The organism is Alcanivorax sp. HI0044 (assembly GCF_001634945.1).
In genome coordinates this window covers 1-18,679 of record NZ_LWEZ01000236.1, presented here as the reverse complement: position 1 = coordinate 18,679, position 18,679 = coordinate 1, and the positions used below count along the sequence as shown (strand labels likewise).

Genomic DNA, 18,679 nt, shown 5'->3' with positions numbered 1-18,679 from the left:
AAAACAAACAGATAACAATTCTCAGTGACTGTGCCAGAGAAAGTGTGGAGCCTGCTTGTACATGTCACGCCAGCAGAGCTCTCCAGATCCAGTTGACCGTGCGCTTTAGCGCTGCCCAGGAGGCGTTACACCACTCGATAACCCATGCCTGGTCAGCAACAGAACACGGCATCTCGTCATAGACGACGACTGGGCGTCACGCATTAATGTGTGACATTACCGGAGCGCCAGAGCACAACGTCATTACAGTCATGGACACAGACAGCTAAGCCTGAGACCAATATTGGTTGTTTAACCAAACAAACAGAAAATCAGAACAACTCACCATCTATAACCAGAACAGCCCCCTTTAGGAGCCTGAAATGTCTGCAAAAAAAACAAAACGGTTACCTCTCCTTTTCTTCACGTGCACTACAGCATTGCTCTCACCCGGCTTGGCCATTGGCGGTGCTGGCGACGGAGCGAGCACTTATGGGCTAGGCCCGATGAATGCCGGCACTGCCTTGGCATTCAGTCCTTTTGCATCCAACAGCTGGTCGGTGTACTACAACCCGGCCGCCATGGCCCGCTCCCCGGAGGGCGAACTGGGAGTCATTGTGCAGTATGGCGACCAGGAATTACGTGCCAAATCACTGGGAGGAACAGACCCTTTGGAGCGAGAGAATGATATCCTCTCTGACACCAGTTCCGAACTATTATTAATCGGCTTCAAAAGCCGCGTCGCCGGCATTTCCAGCATCGACAAGCCCATTTACTTTGGCCTGAACGTGGGTGTAGACCAATACACATCCAACCTATTGCCCTATCAGGCCAATACCAGCCAGAAAGGGCAGTTTCTACGCTATGAATCTCAGCCACTTTATCTCGCCTTTGGTGGCGCTATCAGCAACGTCCTGAGGGGCGTTGACGTCGGCGCATCAGCACGTCTTACCCTCCAGGCCAAAGCCAACCTGGAAGCAGTTTCAGACCTTGGCGGCAACACAGACTCTGAAAAACTTTCCCTGGAAGCCTCTCCATCCCTATCACCGGCACTAGGTATCAATATCCGCTCTGGAGAAATGTTTTGCGGTACAAGCGAGTGCATGCCTTTTGGAATGGATAAGATGGAGCTGGCTCTTTTCTGGCGGGGGGAAAGTAGCTATGAGGTATCCGTGGATGCCAATGTGGTTGTGCCGGGAGTTATCCCTGAACCAGGCCTGAGCCTAGCGCTTAGTACAATTGATACCTATCAACCTGAAGTTCTCGGCGCAGCCATTTTGCTTCCCGTTGGCAAATTCGAATTGACGGCAGGCATTGAGCAGCACAATTGGTCTGCGCTTGAAAGCGAGTTTGCCGACGATACTATTCGCGATCAGGCTAATCTAGCGTTTGACGACATCACCATTCCCCGAATTGGCGTTAGCTATCAGTGGTCGGAGTCCATGAAACTCTTTGCCGGCGCAGCCCTGGAGGACTCACCTTTAAAATCCAGCCGATCCCAGGACGTTAACTATCTTGACACCGATAAAAAGGTTTTCGGTCTGGGTGCCAGCTACCGTCTGTCCAGCGCGCCAATAATAGATATGCCATTAGAACTCTCCTTCGCTTACCAGTATCAAATGCTGGATGAAGCTGATTTCGAATTGACCTCCATCAACTCTTCCACCGATCCAGCCCCTTATGAAACGGTAAGGGCTGATGGTGAAATAAACGTATTTTCTTCCTCCCTGTCGCTAAAGTTTTAACAACAGGCATGCGATTAATACCAGGAGAAGAGCAATGAATAATAACCCCATCACAATCCACCAGTTTCTGATTAGTCTGGCGGTCGCCATAGCAGCCCTTCTGACCGGGTGCGGTGGCGATCAGGGCGATGTAAGCAATCCCTGGAGCACACCAGAGACATTAATTTTTTCTTACCCTTATCCTGGCCAGACCGAGGTTCCAGCTACCGCGCCAGTAATCCTGCGATTTTCCTCTGCACTTGAGCAAGAGGTTATTGATGACATTGACTCACGCCTACAGCTGGTCAGTGATACTGATGGGAATACCGTCATGGTTGACTATCAGGTGGTAGACAATGGCAGAGGCCTGGCCCTGTATCCTCAATCGCGGCTGGCTCCGGCGGAAGCGTACCATCTGGTTGTCAACGATGATGGCCTTGGAGCCATTGATGATAACTCCGTGGCCCGCGTTCGGTTTCGGACTGCAGGCAGTCAAGCCGGCGCATCGCAAACCATGGGAAGCGGCTCTTTCACCCTGCTTTCAGCCACTCCTCTAGACCAACCGTCATTGCTAGAGCCGATTGATGATGCCAGCCATCCCAACGACATGAGCACCTTCAGGATGTCGTTTAACCAAACGGTTGATCCGACCAGCACAGCATATGGCGAAACCGGATCGGTTCAACTTCGTGACAACCTCGGCAAGTTGGTTCCCGCATCGCTATTTTTGCAGGGTCGTTACCTGACACTGGATCCTGACCAGGATCTGAAACCTGTGGAACACACACTAACGATTGCTGGGCTGCGGGCCCAGACTACCGGTGAACAGTTGCCGGAGTACAATCGGACTTTTGTTCCGGAAGCCACTCTTCCCCGTGCTACATCCGTTCTAAAAGTTGGCAGTCTTGGAGCTGAGCAACCTGGACTAGTGTCAACTTTAACCGGCAACCCGATCAATCAGGTGCCAGTACAATCCTTTGTGCTGGGAGATGAATCATTTACCGGGTTGAGCGGGGATCTAGCTGCAGATCTGGCTTTTGCTCCCAACTTTCCTAATGCCGTTCCACTGCGAGTACCCGCTGGTTCCGTACTCCGAGGCACCCCCGTGGACGTCAATATACTGGGCGAAATACCGTCCGGGCTGGAAACCGGTGAAGTCACCATCACGATACTCAGCGACGCTAATGGGTATCTGATCCCGAATCCATTCAGTGATTCCCCATCGGTTCCCCGCTATGCCCTGCTTAATATGGACGCAGCAATGACTGCAGCAGGTCAAGAGCCCAATGCGGCTCTCAGCCAGAACCTGCTTAATGTGCAGGTAGCGGGTTTAGCCGTTGTAAAGGATGGTGTACTAGTACTAGATGCGGTCAGTGTGGTCGAACCCGAGGTTCTTGGCCTGGAGAAGGCATCAGGCTTGCTCTCATTCCGCATGGAGGCCTATCAAAACCAGCGCCAAGCGCCTGCCCCAAGCCAAGACACTCGACCCTTGCAGCTTCAGTCTTGGGCACCGGGAGAAACGTTCCAACCCAATGCAAGGCCTGGTGACCCCGTTATCCTGAACTTCAACAAACCATTAGACCCAGCTTCAGTGTTCCTTGACGGTGCCGTACAGGTTTCTGTTGATGATGTAGTAAAGACGTACCCAATACGTCACGATGGAGCCACGATCATCATCGGAGGAGATATCCTTCAACACGGAAAAGACATCCAGGTGACCCTGACCAGCCTACTTCGAGATACGCAAGGCAATCCGCTTAACCAGGATCAAACCCTCGACATTCGTCTTCCGGAATTCACCCTTCCCAATGACAACGCCAATGAATTACGTGCACCACTTGTCTCCGCTGTTTTCCCCGGATACCCCTGCGCGCTGACCGGGGCTGTGCTGACCGGGCAACGCGAAAACTGGCGAAACGGTCGATGCGTGGGAGGAAAAAATACTGACCCGCTTTATCCCGTACCGAACCTGTTCAAGGACTTTAGTCTCAGGGTAATCTTCAGCCGCAGCATCGACAGCAACACGGTCAATAACAACACGTTTGTTGTTGAACACTTCGATACCGTTAATAACGTATGGCAACCCGTCAATGGTCGCCATAAAGTACTTTCACAGCGAATCGAATTTTTACCGAACAGTCCCTGGCGGGTTGGTGACCTTTACCGTTATACCCTGCACTCCGAGGAAGGAGCGCCGAACTGTGGAGTCAACGCCATATGTTCAAATGATGGAGCCCCTCTGCAAACACGGCAAATTTCTCAGTCCAGCTCCACAGCGCCTGGCCTTAGACAAGGAGGTCCGGACCTGACCAATCACTTTGTGGTAACAGGAGAAGAGGACAGGATTACCCGCGTATCATTACGGTCACTACCTGTAGCGGATGTCAACGCGAACCTCAGTCTCGATGACAATGAGCAAGGTGCGGTACCCGATGGTAACGGCGGTGCCATTGCCGATGCCAACTACCTACAGCTTAGGCTAAAAAACAAATCGGGAGTAATAACCCATGCCAACATTGGCTGTGGTATAGGCGACGATTGCCCGGAAAAGAAATTTGCCTTTGTCGGGTCAGGCGCCTTGCAAGCCGGGGTAAGCCAGTATGAGCCGAATGTCACCATCAACCGACGCCTCATCGACAGCGACCCAATGACATCAAATGAAGTCACCGGCGCCGTCATTGCCAAAGTCTTCCCTACCGTTCTCTCAACGACCAGTGTCTTTCTGGAAGCTCGCGCACTGGGATTAATCACAATACCGCTGGACACCGGTCCTCTGGTACTTCGATTGGGATACGAAAACAATCAACCCATTACGGGCTATATCACCGAAACCCCGGATGGCCCCTGGTTCAGTACTACGTTTGATCTCATGGTGGATGCACCAGAGTTAGAACCACGGCTAATTATAGAACTCGGGCATGACATCCGCAGCAAAGTAATTACCGGAGTCACCGTCGAAGGCCCCCTGCGCTTTGTCGATGATGGTCGTCTGATTCTCAAAGTCCGTAACCCCGACCCTCTCATCATACCGGCCAACATTGATCTCTTGGGAATCGGCTTGGCGGGTGTTGAGCTGGAAGTCCCCCCCCTCGGCGTAGATCTGACCTTTACCTTTTTGCCGGTAAAAGATTTTTAATATATTCCCCTTGTGCTAACGCACTTTCATGCCCCCTTTATGGGGGCTTTTTTCTGTCCTCACCGTATGCCACACCGCTGAATGATCATCAATATCGTCAAATAGGACTTTTCTTTGTGTAGAAGAAACGCTAATATTTGGTTGTTTGGCCAAATAAATAAATGCCTATAATGATGCATCCTCACGACAGCCTCGCAAGCCTTGCCTACAGCGATTCAAAGCACTCACCGGAATCTGGCAGGGATATACAGTTCCCGGGAAACGGCGGGTTGGTTCTTAGTGCAACCCAGTTCGGGGACCCGAAGTCACCGCAGGTGCTTTTGCTGCATGGCGGCGGACAGACCCGTCATGCCTGGGCGCACACGGCAACAGCTCTGGCCAGATCAGGGTACTGCGCTACCTGCATTGATGCCCGCGGTCATGGTCAAAGCCAGTGGTGCCCTGAAGGGGATTACAGCGGCACCGCGCTGGTATCAGACCTCCGCGCCATCATCCAATCACTTCCCACATCACCTTATATCGTGGGAGCGTCAATGGGCGGACTGACGGCCATGCTTACCCTTGGGGAGGAGCCCCCCTTGCCCTGTCGAGGTCTGGTACTGGTGGATGTGGCCCCACGGCTTGAGACCAAAGGCGTTCGCCGGGTGATTGAGTTCATGCGCCGCCACCCTGACGGTTTCGACTCTCTGGATCAGGTTCAGGATGCCGTGGCTGCCTATAACCCAACACGAAAAGCACCATCAAGCTCACAGGGCTTGCGAAAAAACCTCCGCCAGGACGCTAATGGCCGTCTCCATTGGCACTGGGATCCTGCGTTTCTTGATCATGCGGTAATCCCTGAAGCAAATGAAGGCATGTTCGGCCGAGCGCGACTCAATCTTGCAGCAAGCAAACTCAAATTACCGATATTACTCATCCGCGGCCATCACAGTGATGTACTCAGCGAAGCAGGAGCCCAGGAATTATTAGCCCTCGTGCCACATGCCAAGTACCGAGTAATCCATCAAGCAGGTCATATGGTAGCGGGTGACCGCAACAGTATTTTTACCGGAGCAGTGCTGGACTTTCTTCAGCACCTTGACCCGCAAGGAAATCACATACGCTCCACCGATCGGAGACTTACACCATGAAACATAAACACCTCGACGTGCTGATCATTGGCGCGGGCCTTTCCGGCGTCGGTGCGGCTTGTCACCTAAGCCGCAAGTGCCCAGATCTACGCTATGGCATCCTTGAGCGACGCAAGCGCGTTGGTGGCACCTGGGATTTATTTCGCTATCCCGGCATCCGTTCGGACTCCGATATGTTCACACTCGGCTATAACTTTCGGCCTTGGACAGACACCAAGATGCTTGCCGATGGCCCCTCTATTCGCAATTACATCGAAGAAACCGCTGAGCATCATCAGGTCCACAAGAAAATTCATTTTGGCCTGAAAGTCACTGCCGAGGACTGGAGCAGCGAATTCAATCGCTGGACGGTTACCGCGTTGAACGAGGAAACCGGTGAAGAAGAAGTTTTCACCGCTGGGTTTGTCCTCAACTGTACCGGTTATTATAACTATGACGCCGGCTACACACCGAAAATTCCTGGAATCAATCGCTTTGGCGGCGACGTAATTCACCCGCAGCACTGGCCAGATAACTACGACTATACGGGTAAGCGAGTTGTCGTGATCGGCAGCGGCGCCACCGCCGTAACACTGGTGCCCGCGATGACCGACCGCGCTGCGCATGTCACCATGTTACAGCGCTCCCCTACTTATGTTGCCTCCGTCCCTGAGCAAGATCTCATCTCGAAAAACCTGCGCCGAGTACTGCCAGAAATGCTTGTTTACCGCATGGCGCGCACACGCAATATCCTGCTGCAGAGAACCGTATTTAACCTATCGATTCGTAAGCCCAAAGCGATCCGCAGATTACTGCTGGCCGCTGCTCGCAAACAACTGGGGCCGGATATCGACATGAAGCATTTTCAACCTCACTACAACCCATGGGAGGAACGAATGTGCGCAGTTCCCAAGGGGGATCTGTTCAAGGTGCTTCGTGAAGGCAAGGCTTCCGTGGTGACGGATCATATAAAAAATGTCACCAAAACCGGTATAAAACTGGAATCTGGGGATTGGATACCTGCCGATATTATCGTCACAGCTACCGGTCTGGATTTGCAAATGTTGGGCGGCGCAGAGCTACGTGTTGATGGTACGCACGTCAATCTCTCAAACACCATGATGTACAAAGGCTTAATGCTTGAAAAAGTGCCTAATATGGCACTGGTCTTTGGCTATACCAACGCGTCCTGGACCCTCAAGGCAGATATTGCCTCCGAATTTGTTTGTCGGCTTCTCAAGCATATGCGCAAGACAGGCGCAGAAAAGGTGACCCCTATCGACGAGGAAGGGTGTGGCTCTGATGTCAACTTTCTCAACCTTCGATCTGGCTACATTCAACGTGCTGATGACCGCCTGCCACGCCAAGGCAACAAAGATCCTTGGCAAAACCTCAACGATTATCTTCACGACCTGCCGGCGCTTCGTTATGGAAAAATGAATGATGGCCACCTTAAATTCGAAACGACAAACCTACATAAAACGAAACGCAATCTCGTCCAAAAACTTCTGAGCAACACATCAATATAGAGGCGCAACGATGAAATCATTTTCAGGAAAAGTCGCGGCGATCACTGGCGCCGGGTCGGGCATCGGGCAAGCCACGGNGATTGCTCTAGCAAAAGAAGGTTGCCACTTAGCGATCTCTGATATCAGCGAAGAAAGCCTAGAGAAGACGGTCGAATTACTGGCAGGCTACGCCGTCAACATCAGCACTCATGTTGTTGATGTCAGCAACAAAAATGCGGTTTATCAATACGCGGAAGATACCGTATCAACACACGGAAAAGTAAATCTCATCATGAACAATGCCGGTGTGGGACTGGGTGAGACCGTCGAGAACATGAGCTATGAAAACTTTGAATGGCTGATGAATATCAATTTCTGGGGTGTCGTATACGGTACAAAGGCATTTCTTCCCCATCTCCAGAAAATAGGTGAAGGCCATATCGTCAATATCTCCAGCGTTTTCGGCATTATCGGTGTTCCAACCCAGTCAGCCTACAACGCCGCAAAATTTGCTGTTCGCGGATTTACAGAATCATTACGTGAAGAGCTGGATATCGCGGGCGGCCTTGTCAGCGCGACTTGCGTTCATCCAGGTGGAGTAAAGACTAACATCGCGCGTAATAGTCGCATGGGAGACATGGGCAGCATGAACATGGGCGACAAAGAAGAGATTGCCAGCATGTTCGAAAAAATTGCCATGACCACACCCGAAGCTGCCGCTAGAACCATCCTGAAAGGCGTGCGGAAAAACCGGCGAAGAGTTTTGGTAGGCGGTGACGCGGTCATGCTGGACACCACACAGAGACTGATACCCACAGGCTACCAACGCTTGCTTGAAATTATGTTTAAAAAACAGCAAAGCAGCAAAAATAAAAAAACGCATCAGGGCATGGCCTGACATTTTTCTCTTTAACTATCACATTATTGATTGGAGGCGATATGCGCTCGTCTAATACGGTAAAAAGCATTAAGAAACTCAGCGGCGCGCTGGTGGGCATTCCACCGCGTCATATCAATTTTCAATTTCCGGATTCCATTCCAAAGTATTTTTATGCTGGAAATGCCACAGCAACGACTTTCTTTGCCATGCTCTCCGGTTTTTTCCCACCTGGTGAACGCTATTTCATGGAGTCCGTTAGACACTTTCGTGGTCAGGTTAAGGACGAATCTCTACGGGCGGCCATATCGGGCTTCATGGGGCAGGAGGCCATTCACGGACGAGAGCACGACAGGCTGAACCAGATTCTCGCCGAGTACGGCTATGACATGCAGTCGCCAGATCGGTTTGTCAAAATTGGCTTGGCCATACTAGAGAAGTTGCCGCCGAGCACTCGGCTAGCCGCCACCACGTTTATGGAGCACTTTACTGCGCTTCTCGCCGAGCAGCTACTTGAAGACGAGAATTTTGTACGCCAGGCAGACCCTGAAATGCTCAAAATATGGCAGTGGCATGCGCTCGAAGAGCTGGAACACAAATCTGTTGCCTACGACGTATATGAGCTTATTGGTAACAGCCGTACAGAGCGCGTGGCTGCAGCCCTCGCCTCGATGGTCGTCTTGCTGCCGATGCTGGGCATCACCTGGAGCTGGATGCTTGTCAAAGACGGCCAGCTCGGCAACATCAGCGATAATGTTAAAGGTCTGAATATTTTGCTAGGTCGTAACGGGTTTGTATCGCAAATCCTTTCGCGCCTTCCTGAGTTCATTCAGCCGGATTTCCACCCTGATCAACATGACACCAAAGGGCTGGAAAAACTGTGGCGTGAGAAGTTGTTCGCTGAAGGTGGCCAACTGCATGAGCTGTATAGCAATCCGGCGGCATAATAATGCTCAAGGGGGTTTAGGGAACCTCTGAATAGTTGACGACTCTGTCACCACCGTTTGCTAAAAGACACACAAAAAAATGCCGGAATTGCTTCCATGCAACTCCGGCATTACACCTTTTATCATAGCTTTTCTCTAGCCGATCTTTATTGCGCATCCTCTAGAATGAATTGTGCCGCTCGCTCGCCAATCATCATACATGGCGCGTTCGTATTACCACTGATCAACAGTGGCATGATCGAGGCATCGGCGACACGCAACCCCTTCACACCGTTTACCCGCAGACGGACATCCACCACCGCTTTTTCATCACTACCCATTCGGCAAGTGCCGACGGGATGGTAGATTGTTTCAGCGCGCTGGCGAATATCCGCGTCAATCTGGTCATCACTCTCCACGCTGGAAGCCGGTTCGTCATCACCGCCAAAAGCAGAGCTGAAAGAATGACTGTGAAACACTTTTCTGGCTAGTTTCACGCCTTCACGGAGCACAAGAATATCGTCAGGATGAGAAAGATAGTTTGGGTCTATCAAAGGCGCAGCAAATGGATCGCTATTGGCCAATCGAATCTGTCCTCGACTCTTAGGCCTGAGTTGGCACACATGAATCGTACAACCAAACCCAGGCGTCAACTGACGTCCATGATCTCGAAGATAAGCCGGTAAAAAGTGTAGCTGAGCATCCGGACGATCCGACTCGCTGAGCAGGCTGACAAAAGCCCCTGCTTCCGCCGCGTTACTGGCAAGAAAGCCGCGCCGATGACGAAAATACTGGTAGAAGGCACTAATCAGCCGAGGTATAAAAAACGGTGACATGCCGATTGATTGACGGCTTTTGTCCTTGATCATGACGGTCATATCAAGGTGATCTTGAAGGTTCTCCCCAACTTCCGGCGAGTCTTGCAAACAGGTGATGCCGATTTTCGATAGGTGCTCTCGCTCTCCAATACCCGACAACATCAGCAACTGAGGGCTATTGATCGCCCCACCGGACAGGATGACTTCTTTGTTCGTACGAATGACCGATTGAGCACCATCACTATCACAAATTTCGACGCCAATCGCCCTGCCGCAATCCAGTAACACCTTGGTTACCTGCACATCCGTCATGATGTGCAGGTTATCGCGGCCACGTGCAGGATCCAGGAAAGCACGCGCGGCACTCCATCGGCGCCCTTCTTTTTGTGTTACCTGAAACCGGCCAAAGCCTTTCTGTTCCGGCCCGTTAAAATCATCGTTTCGGGTATAACCCAGCTCTTCACCGGACTTAATAAACAGCGGGGTTAACGGGTTAACATCCCTGACTCGGGTAACATTCAGTGGCCCACCCACACCATGCCAATTGTCAGCGGAGTATTGTTCATTGTTTTCATGTGCATTGAATACCGGCTGCACATCTTTCCACGCCCACCCTGTTGCGCCTTGCGCTGCCCAGTCATCATAGTCTTGTTGTTGGCCTCGAATGTAGACCATGGCATTGATTGAGCTGCTGCCCCCCAGTGTTTTTCCTCGCGGCCAGTAGAGGCGCCTTTTATTAAGGTGACTCTGTGGCGCGGTGTCGTAGCCCCAGTTTCGCTTTCCTTGTTTAATTAGACCGATGAGTCCAAACGGAATATTAATAAAACCGCTATTATCGTGGGGGCCGGCCTCAATAAGACAAACGGAATACTTGCCGCACTCGCTTAACCGGTTGGCAAGAACACAGCCCGAAGAGCCCGCCCCCACGACGATAAAATCAAACGACTTCATTTTGCTTCTCCCCCGCCTGAATAAACCGTGACATGTGGTGCTCTCGGTCGCCATGACTCAATGATGCATGTGTCACCAGACGGAAGTAATGGCCAATGTTCAGCTCTTCCGTAACACCAACGCCACCATGGATCTGGATACCTTGCTGAGTGATACCAACGGCCCGGTTTGCGTAGTAAGCCTTTGCCGCCGCTGTCGCGCGCCCGCGCTCACAGACGTTTGCGCTCTCTCCTTTTACTGACACCATCAAGAGCATGGATTCCAGCTGCTGGAGATCAATAAACGCATCAACAAGGTAGTGCTGGATTACCTGAAAACTGCCAATCGTTGTACCAAACTGTTTACGCGTTCGAGCGTATTCCAGAGTGGCCTGATACACCTCTCGGCAGGCGCCGTACATACGTGCGCAGTCCAATGCGCACAGATAATCGAACCAGGCAGAAACCGCTTGCTTTGCCGCATCACCACGACACAAAACCATTTCGTCTGTGATGAGCACATCATCAAGCGTCAAACTGGCAGCACGGCTTCCATCGAGCAGTCGATATCTTTCAACGTCACAGGCGTCGAAAGGTAGCGCGACAATGGCCAACTCATCACCAGACATAGCGGAGACGAGCACGGCGTCTGCAACGCCACCATCAGACACAACGTGCTTCTGCCCGGAAAGTCGTTCTCCGTTTAGCCTCAAGGAAGGGTTCAGCACGTGATAACCGGCATGCCGGTCATAAAGACCGCAAGCCACACGTGCCTCACCAGAAATAATGCGATCAAGCAACGCCAAGGATGTTGGCGTATTGGCGAACTCCAATAACTTGCCGGGGGAAACAATTAAATCGACAAAAGGGTCAAGACAAAGCGCGGCTCCTAACTCCTGAACAATGGCGCACACGTCAAGCAATGAGCCGCCATACCCTCCAACAGATTCAGCAAACGGAAGGCCAAACCAACCCAAATCATTCATGGCCTGCCAGCGATTCGCTTCAAGGTGATTACTCTCATTCAACTGTGCAATGTAGCTGTCAAATGAATAGTTGTCTTTAAGATAACGGCGCGCGGTATCCGCAATCATGGTGGTATTTTCGGGTAACTTGAAATCCATTTTTCACCTCACAATCCGAGCAACATCTTCGCCAACACGTTTTTCTGGATCTCGTTAGATCCACCATAGATGGTGCACGCACGCAGGAAGTTATAGCGGCGACTGGCCTGATTAAAAATTTGCTCCCCAATGGGCTCCTCGTTATCCCATGGCAAAGACATCAAACCTCCGATTTCCACCATCGCTTGGGAAACCCTTTGCTGTAGTTCCGTGCCTTTGATTTTCAGTCCTGACGATTCTGGGCCGAACGGCTTGCCTTCATCTGTGGCAGCAACGGTGCGAAAGTTGGTGTATTCCAGTGCCATAAGATCGACTTCCAAGCCAGCCAACCGACGCACCGCCAACTGCTTATCTGTTTCCGTTGGTAGCGCATCGATAGCACTTTTAAGGCGATTGATTTCGTAGTGAATATCCGCCACACCGGCAATGGTGGTGCGTTCGTGGGTAAGAAGAAACTTGGCAATGGTCCACCCCATTCCTTCTTGACCCACCAAATTTTCCACAGGCACTTTCACGTCGGTAAAATAGACTTCGTTAAGGTGATGATGCCCATCAATTGAATAAATCGGCCGTACTTCAAGCCCGGGGGTTTTCATATCGATCAGCAGGAATGAAATACCCTGCTGCTGTTTCACGGTGCTATCCGTTCGCACCAAGCAAAACATCATGTCTGCCCAATGGGCCTGTGTCGTCCAGATTTTTTGACCATTAACCAAATAATGGTCGCCATTACGCGTGGCTCGCGTTTTTAACGAGGCCAGATCTGAGCCCGCATTGGGCTCAGAATAACCTTGGCACCATAGCGTTTCGCCACGCTGAATGCCGGGCAACCACCGTTCCTTCTGTGCTTCAGAACCAAAGGTATATAACACCGGCCCAACCATGGCCACACCAAAAGGACTTGTTGGCGGAGCCCCTGCCGAGGCGCGTTCCTGATCGAAAATATACCGCTGGGTTGCACTCCACCCTGGGCCACCAAATTGTTCTGGCCAAGTAGACGTGAGCCAACCTTGACTGCCCAGCAAACGCTCCCATCGTTGCTGCATATTCTTGTCTGGCATCGCTCCTCGGGCAGTACAGCGCCGAATATCATCAGGCACATTTTCCTTCATCCACTGCCGGATACTCTTACGAAATTCTTTTTCGTCATTACTGAAATCCAGATTCATGGAAGCCTCCAAGCCAATAAATTTCGCAATACAAGGTCATCGATTACTCAATTAACCTGTTTACCGTTGCTCTCCCAAAAGGGGGCTCGCAGTTCGTTTTTCAGCACCTTACCTGCCCCACTCACCGGCAACGACTCTGCCTTAAAATCAACGCTACGAGGCACTTTGTAACCTGCAATTCTTTCACGGCAATGTTCGATAATCTCTGCCTCACTGGCGTGCTCTCCTTCACGCAGCACCACGATTGCATGCACAGCTTCACCCCAGCGTTCATCGGGAATACCAATTACCGCGCACTCCTGTACCTCAGGATGGCTATAAATGGCACCTTCAACTTCAACAGAGAAAATATTTTCTCCACCGCTAATTACCATGTCCTTGGCTCGATCAACGATGAAGACAAATCCATCCTCGTCCATGTAGCCAAGGTCGCCGGTATGTAGCCAACCATTGCGCAAGGTATCAGCGGTTGTTGATTCCATTCCCCAGTAACCCAACATGACGTTTGGTCCCCGCGCACATATTTCGCCAACCGTACCTTGAGATACCACCTGATCATTTTCATCAAGCACCACCACCTCCACACCCAGTGCTGCGCGACCGGCGCTACGTAATTTTTCTCCGCCGGGAATGTGATGTTCTGGCCCGAGTGAGGTAATGATTGGGGAGGCTTCGGTCTGGCCATAGCCCTGAGCAAATGACACTGTCGGCATTTGTTCCATAGCACTAATCAATACCGCCTCTGGCATTGGCGAGGCGCCATACAGCATGCGTTTTATGCTGCTGACATCGTAATTGGCGATGCGCCCAGATGAGGCTAGAAGATTGACCATGGTCGGCACCAACAGGGTGTTCGTGACTTTCTCCTGCTCAATGAAAGCCAGCACTTCATCAACATCAAAGCGAGGAACAATGCCATGTGTCCCCGCAGCCAGTGTCACGGCAAACGTGCTGGCCATATCAGCCAAGTGGAACATGGGCCCGGCATGCATATATATGGTGTCACTGTCATAGCCCATCTCGGCAACCACGTTCAGGGCATTGAATACCAGGTTGTCATGACTCAGCATCACGCCTTTTGACCGCCCAGTGGTACCACCGGTATAAAACAGCCCCGCCAGATCGTCACCGCCAGCATTGGCGTCACGGATTCGACCGGCGTTGGCGACAAGGGATTCATAATCAATACACCCTTGTGGACACTCACCCTCACCCATGAAGACAACATGCTTGATAGACTCAAGCTGTGGCTGTAGGGATGGCAGCAATGCTGCAAAGGTGTCATCAACGAAAAGCACTTTAGAACCTGAGTCATTCAAGGTATAGGCGATTTCAGGTGGTGCGAGCCGAATATTGACGGGATTCACTGCCGCACCGGCCCACGGCACTGCATAGAAATACTCCAGGTAGCGATCGCTGTTTAATGCCAGTATGGCAACCCTGTCACCCGCATTGATGCCCAGACTTAGCAACCCGTTAGCAAGGCATGCGATACGGTCTTCAAACTCTCGCCAGGTTTGCCGCCGACCAGCAAAAACGGTAGCCGTACCTTGGCCGTTTAATTGAACCGCACGGCGCAAAGTCTGTGAAATATACATAACAGAACTCCTCTATTGAGGCAGAAAAGGAAGGGGGGAGGGTTGTTTATAGATTGGATTAGCTGGAAGCGAAGGCTCTCTTATAAATGAAGCGACCTCGGGAAACCTGGGCGCCATCAAGAAACACATCCACAACAACCACAATGAAGCGCTTTCCTTCACGAATAATGTTCGGCTTGGCCACCAACGTACCCGCAAAGGCCGGGCGCAAATAATCCAGAGTCATACTTGAACATACTGGCTTATTTTGTTCAGTCTGATTCGCTGTTAAGTGCGCGCCAGCAACAAGCTCCGCGAAGCTTGCGATAATACCGCCATGAAAAGTCTTGATCAGAGGGTTGCCAATGTGCTGCTCGCGAAACGGCATTTTATAGGTTGCTTCGCCGTTATCGTCCGAAGCCGTCATACCAAGAAATTTTTCGTATGGTGATACATCGCCGACCACAGTAGAGAGAGCGGTTACCCTTTCTGTTTCGAAGCTGATGATTCCTTCATCATCGATTGTTTTTTTCTTGGAGGGGGCTCTCTTATTGCTAGGATTCACAGATTGATCAAAGGACGGGCCTGCCGTTCCTATCGCAAAACTGCCTGATACCGACGCCAGCAAATTGCCGCCATCACGCCCAAATGCCTCTCCACGGACATAGGCAATATTTTCTTCAACTGCAAAACAGGTGACATTACATGCCACCCCTTCGCCAGCCTCGGGGTTAGCGATGAAATCAACGCGCAAGTCAATTGTCGCAATTGGGCGCATGTCGCCGAGGCGCACAAAAATCGCCAAACCACATGCCGTATCAAGCAAGGTAGCGATGGCTCCCCGATGAAGCTTTCCCTGTTGATCACAAACCTCTTCCACACAAGGCATGCTCATTACCGCGCCATCTTTGGTAATGTCATCCATTGCGATACCAAAAACCCTGAACAACGGATGCCCTGAACCAAAAAAAGCCTTTGCGGCAAGCAGTTCTCTCGGGAGTGATGTCTCAGCTGTCATAGTTAGCAACTTTTTATCAGAATGTTGAAGCGGCATCCGCATACCGGGTCTCTGCAACACGCACAGATTCAATGGCGTCCGTTATTGCCTCTTCAGGGAATGTTTCACTTTCAGACCCCTTTCGCAGACAATCAGCCAGAGCGGACCATGCCGCAGCACTCGCGCGCATCAACTCGACCAAGCCTGCCTCATGTATTTCAGGAACAATTTCACTCGCTTCATCGAGAAATTCTGAATACATCGCTCTAAAACCGCTGCCCCCCGTTCCACGCTTCTCGATCACTTGATAGGCGAAACGGAGCAACCATTGCCATTTATCCACTGCCTTCCAGCGAGGAAGTTCCTGGATCCAAGTTGTTAGCGCTTGAATACCGTGATTCCTGCTTCCTTGCAGTAGATTATCTGCATTCTTCACAATCGCACTGCGCACGTTCTCGGGAGACACCTGAACCGAAACACTTTCGGGTGCGAACAATGAACCATGATGGATAAAGGGTGGCGACAAGGAGAATCTGGCTTCAACCAACTTGTCACGAGGCACCTCTAAAAGCCCTGGGCGCTCGGTATCGCTAACGAGCATCGTCTCGCCCTTCTCGGCTCGCTGCCAGGCGACGATGGCGTGACCGGGGAAATGTGTACTGCTCTTGAAATAAGGAAGGTAAAAAATATCAGTTAAGAGAAGCGCAGGCCGCCCCGCATCAAGATGGGCATCCAGCGCATCGGCGGCAGCACATTTATCTTGCCAAGTTTCCCAGCGAAACGGCACGCCCAGTGTAGAGAACACCGTTTCCTCAAATCCCATTGAACGGACATGGACAATAAACGGGGTGTCCGTGCCTGGTATTTCCACATAAGTAATACCAAGCCCGGCACCCAGCCCGAAGCAGAAAGCTTCCGTCAAATTAAGCCCATGAAACTCCAGCAGGTCTCTGATAGCTGAACTGCCACAGTGACGCCCAGGCCGATGTGTATGAGGAACATCGACGGTACTGGGGAGATCCTGCTTGTCTCCATGCATCAGGCTGCCTCACTCACTGGAGCCGGACCGTAAATGGTTTCCGATGCCCGCATCGGATCTCCATGAGTCTCATACTCCGCCAACCACGCGGCAACCTTCTCAGGCATACCGGTATCCCAAGGGTGAAATCCAGGGCGGAACCAAGCGAGGAAATCAGGCAGCATGCCTGTGAGAATACCTTTTCGCCCATAAAGCTTGTTCAGGCCTCGCAGAATCACACCAGGCTGGCGCGTTACGCCATCAAGCTTGAGCATATTCCAAAATACTGGAGCCACGACAAGGTGAACCATCAGGGTCGCAACCACCAACGCAGACGCGCGCGTCAAGTAGCCTCCACCTGCTGCGCCCTGATAAAGATCATAGGCCACGGCCTTGTGCTCTACTTCTTCGACCCCGTGCCACAGAAATAGCGCTCTCATGACGGGGTCAGCCTCGCTAAACATCTCGCTCTTCTCGCTGACCATGGTTTCGCCCAGGGTTGCCGTAAAGTGCTCAAACGCCGCCGTCATGGCGAGCTGATACTTCTTCGGCAGGTACTTTTGTGTGGTGCGAATAAAGGTCCTTAGATTCGCAGTGACCTTATCCACATCCACGCCCTGGCTGGCCATCACATCGTTGAAACGATCATGGACAATCCCGTGCTGACCTTCCTGGCGAATAAAGTGACGAATATCCTCGCTCAGCTGATCATCTGTCACTTGATCCTTGAAGTTACGCACTGACTGGATAAAGAAGCGCTCCCCCTCCGGGAAATGCACTGAGAGGGCATCAAAGAAGCGGGTCAGCACGGGATCACCGCCATTCCAGTGCCTTGGCACTGATGAGACATCAAAGGCGACTTTGCGCGGCTTAATCGGGATAGATTTCATGGCTCCTCCAAATAGACAGGGCTCTTCAGGATGGTCAAGCCGCAAAAAAGGCGGCACTTTCGAAACATGTTATTTGGCCATACAACCAAATGTCAATGCCAGAGGAATAATTCAAACCACCAACAGCATATGAACGAACCCGGGCGATCATCCAACCCCTTAAAACACAGCTATCCACACCAAGACCAAGGAACTGGCTACTTTACCGTCTAGTTGGTACATTAAGCAGACCATGTAGTTCGTACTAGGAACCGCCATGAACACCACCTCCACTCGTGACATGATCTTGGATGCTGCTCAGCGCATAGCCGTAGAGCACGGATCCGGGCGCATTACCCTTGACAAAGTTGCCCGTGAAAGCGGCTTCAGCAAAGGCGGGCTTCTCTACCACTTTGCCACTAAGGAAGCCCTACTCCAGGCAATGCTCGAACGCCTAATCGCCCGCACCAGAACAGTTCGTGAGACGCATGAGCAAACGCTGTCGGGCCAGCCCTGGAGCGTCCTGCGCGCCATGCTTGCAGCAAGGATGGATCCTGAGGTGCTCGACCCCAGGGTCACCATGGCCATACTGACCTCAGCCGCTGAGCAGCCGGCCCTTCTCGACCCGCTGCGTCAATACATTCAGCAAACCCGCAAACGTATCCTCGAAGAAGAACGGGAATCTCCCACGGCATGGTTGCTGTGGGCAGCCGCCGACGGCCTGTTGTTCCAGGAATTACTTGATATCTCACCGGTACCCAGCGACCAACGCAGGCTGGTTTACCAACAACTGCAACGACTGGCCAAGGATCTGCTCAAATGAAACAAGATCCAGCATCCTTTTCCGGCATGCATTCACACGCCAAAAGCGTGTCACCAATACCGCTACGCAATGGCTGCATTACTCTTGCTATCTTGG

Annotated in this window: 14 protein-coding genes; 7 read left to right on the top strand and 7 right to left on the bottom strand. The window is 51.7% G+C overall.

What is annotated here, in order from left to right; genetic code table 11:
- The first annotated feature begins 362 nt into the window (after nt 1-362).
- The 6 genes from A3730_RS03080 (at nt 363) to A3730_RS03055 (ending at nt 9,280) form a co-directional block, all read left to right on the top strand.
- Entirely contained in the window at nt 363-1,724 is a 1,362-nt protein-coding gene (locus A3730_RS03080) for an OmpP1/FadL family transporter (RefSeq protein ID WP_063509526.1), read from the top strand.
- A 34-nt stretch (nt 1,725-1,758) separates the two neighbouring features.
- The gene (locus A3730_RS03075) at nt 1,759-4,839 is read left to right on the top strand and encodes an Ig-like domain-containing protein (protein ID WP_063521381.1); all 3,081 of its coding nucleotides are present in this window, start codon (nt 1,759-1,761) and stop codon (nt 4,837-4,839) included.
- 161 nt (nt 4,840-5,000) lie between these two features.
- A complete protein-coding gene (locus A3730_RS03070; RefSeq protein ID WP_363969278.1) occupies nt 5,001-5,969 on the top strand; it encodes an alpha/beta hydrolase in 969 nt (322 codons plus the stop codon).
- Nucleotides 5,966-7,477, top strand: coding sequence for an NAD(P)/FAD-dependent oxidoreductase (locus tag A3730_RS03065; RefSeq protein WP_008930244.1), 1,512 nt, complete (start codon nt 5,966-5,968; stop codon nt 7,475-7,477). The genes A3730_RS03070 and A3730_RS03065 overlap by 4 nt, the downstream gene beginning before the upstream one ends.
- Nucleotides 7,478-7,487: 10 nt before the next feature.
- Nucleotides 7,488-8,354 carry an SDR family oxidoreductase gene (locus A3730_RS03060; protein ID WP_063537451.1) on the top strand — a complete coding sequence of 289 codons (867 nt, stop codon included), beginning with the start codon at nt 7,488-7,490 and terminating at the stop codon, nt 8,352-8,354.
- A 41-nt stretch (nt 8,355-8,395) separates the two neighbouring features.
- Nucleotides 8,396-9,280, top strand: a complete 885-nt coding sequence (locus tag A3730_RS03055) for a metal-dependent hydrolase (RefSeq protein ID WP_007149555.1) — start codon at nt 8,396-8,398, stop codon at nt 9,278-9,280.
- A gap of 146 nt (nt 9,281-9,426) precedes the next feature.
- Here the strand turns inward: A3730_RS03055 and A3730_RS03050 are convergent, their stop codons facing one another.
- Genes A3730_RS03050 through A3730_RS03020 form a run of 7 tightly spaced genes read right to left on the bottom strand, consistent with a single transcriptional unit; the run spans nt 9,427 to nt 17,781 of the window.
- A complete protein-coding gene (locus A3730_RS03050) occupies nt 9,427-11,028 on the bottom strand; it encodes a GMC family oxidoreductase (protein ID WP_063521617.1) in 1,602 nt (533 codons plus the stop codon).
- Entirely contained in the window at nt 11,015-12,130 is a 1,116-nt protein-coding gene (locus A3730_RS03045) for an acyl-CoA dehydrogenase family protein (RefSeq protein WP_008930247.1), read from the bottom strand. Before A3730_RS03045 ends, A3730_RS03050 begins: the two co-directional genes overlap by 14 nt.
- Before the next feature lie 8 nt (nt 12,131-12,138).
- Nucleotides 12,139-13,299, bottom strand: coding sequence for an acyl-CoA dehydrogenase family protein (locus A3730_RS03040; RefSeq protein WP_007150215.1), 1,161 nt, complete (start codon nt 13,297-13,299; stop codon nt 12,139-12,141).
- A 47-nt stretch (nt 13,300-13,346) separates the two neighbouring features.
- Entirely contained in the window at nt 13,347-14,897 is a 1,551-nt protein-coding gene (locus A3730_RS03035) for a long-chain-fatty-acid--CoA ligase (protein ID WP_008930249.1), read from the bottom strand.
- A gap of 58 nt (nt 14,898-14,955) precedes the next feature.
- Complete coding sequence (locus A3730_RS03030; protein WP_230457772.1) at nt 14,956-15,936, bottom strand: PaaI family thioesterase; 981 nt, start codon at nt 15,934-15,936, stop codon at nt 14,956-14,958.
- Nucleotides 15,911-16,912 carry a BtrH N-terminal domain-containing protein gene (locus A3730_RS03025; protein WP_022983819.1) on the bottom strand — a complete coding sequence of 334 codons (1,002 nt, stop codon included), beginning with the start codon at nt 16,910-16,912 and terminating at the stop codon, nt 15,911-15,913. Before A3730_RS03025 ends, A3730_RS03030 begins: the two co-directional genes overlap by 26 nt.
- Nucleotides 16,912-17,781, bottom strand: a complete 870-nt coding sequence (locus tag A3730_RS03020; RefSeq protein WP_063521616.1) for a metal-dependent hydrolase — start codon at nt 17,779-17,781, stop codon at nt 16,912-16,914. Before A3730_RS03020 ends, A3730_RS03025 begins: the two co-directional genes overlap by 1 nt.
- A gap of 256 nt (nt 17,782-18,037) precedes the next feature.
- Between A3730_RS03020 and A3730_RS03015 the strand changes: the two genes are divergently transcribed.
- Nucleotides 18,038-18,583 (top strand): TetR/AcrR family transcriptional regulator, encoded by a 546-nt coding sequence (locus A3730_RS03015; RefSeq protein WP_063519343.1) that lies wholly within the window; start codon nt 18,038-18,040, stop codon nt 18,581-18,583.
- Nucleotides 18,584-18,679 lie beyond the last annotated feature (96 nt).

Bases quoted from the DNA above. Each gene is read 5' to 3' on its own strand.
- A3730_RS03055 (WP_007149555.1), top strand. From the start codon at position 8,396: ATGCGCTCGTCTAATACGGTAAAAAGCATTAAGAAACTCAGCGGCGCG.
- A3730_RS03025 (WP_022983819.1), bottom strand. From the start codon at position 16,912: ATGCATGGAGACAAGCAGGATCTCCCCAGTACCGTCGATGTTCCTCAT.
- A3730_RS03050 (WP_063521617.1), bottom strand. From the start codon at position 11,028: ATGAAGTCGTTTGATTTTATCGTCGTGGGGGCGGGCTCTTCGGGCTGT.
- A3730_RS03045 (WP_008930247.1), bottom strand. From the start codon at position 12,130: ATGGATTTCAAGTTACCCGAAAATACCACCATGATTGCGGATACCGCG.
- A3730_RS03065 (WP_008930244.1), top strand. From the start codon at position 5,966: ATGAAACATAAACACCTCGACGTGCTGATCATTGGCGCGGGCCTTTCC.
- A3730_RS03075 (WP_063521381.1), top strand. From the start codon at position 1,759: ATGAATAATAACCCCATCACAATCCACCAGTTTCTGATTAGTCTGGCG.
- A3730_RS03080 (WP_063509526.1), top strand. From the start codon at position 363: ATGTCTGCAAAAAAAACAAAACGGTTACCTCTCCTTTTCTTCACGTGC.
- A3730_RS03040 (WP_007150215.1), bottom strand. From the start codon at position 13,299: ATGAATCTGGATTTCAGTAATGACGAAAAAGAATTTCGTAAGAGTATC.
- A3730_RS03020 (WP_063521616.1), bottom strand. From the start codon at position 17,781: ATGAAATCTATCCCGATTAAGCCGCGCAAAGTCGCCTTTGATGTCTCA.
- A3730_RS03030 (WP_230457772.1), bottom strand. From the start codon at position 15,936: ATGCGGATGCCGCTTCAACATTCTGATAAAAAGTTGCTAACTATGACA.
- A3730_RS03035 (WP_008930249.1), bottom strand. From the start codon at position 14,897: ATGTATATTTCACAGACTTTGCGCCGTGCGGTTCAATTAAACGGCCAA.
- A3730_RS03015 (WP_063519343.1), top strand. From the start codon at position 18,038: ATGAACACCACCTCCACTCGTGACATGATCTTGGATGCTGCTCAGCGC.
- A3730_RS03070 (WP_363969278.1), top strand. From the start codon at position 5,001: ATGCCTATAATGATGCATCCTCACGACAGCCTCGCAAGCCTTGCCTAC.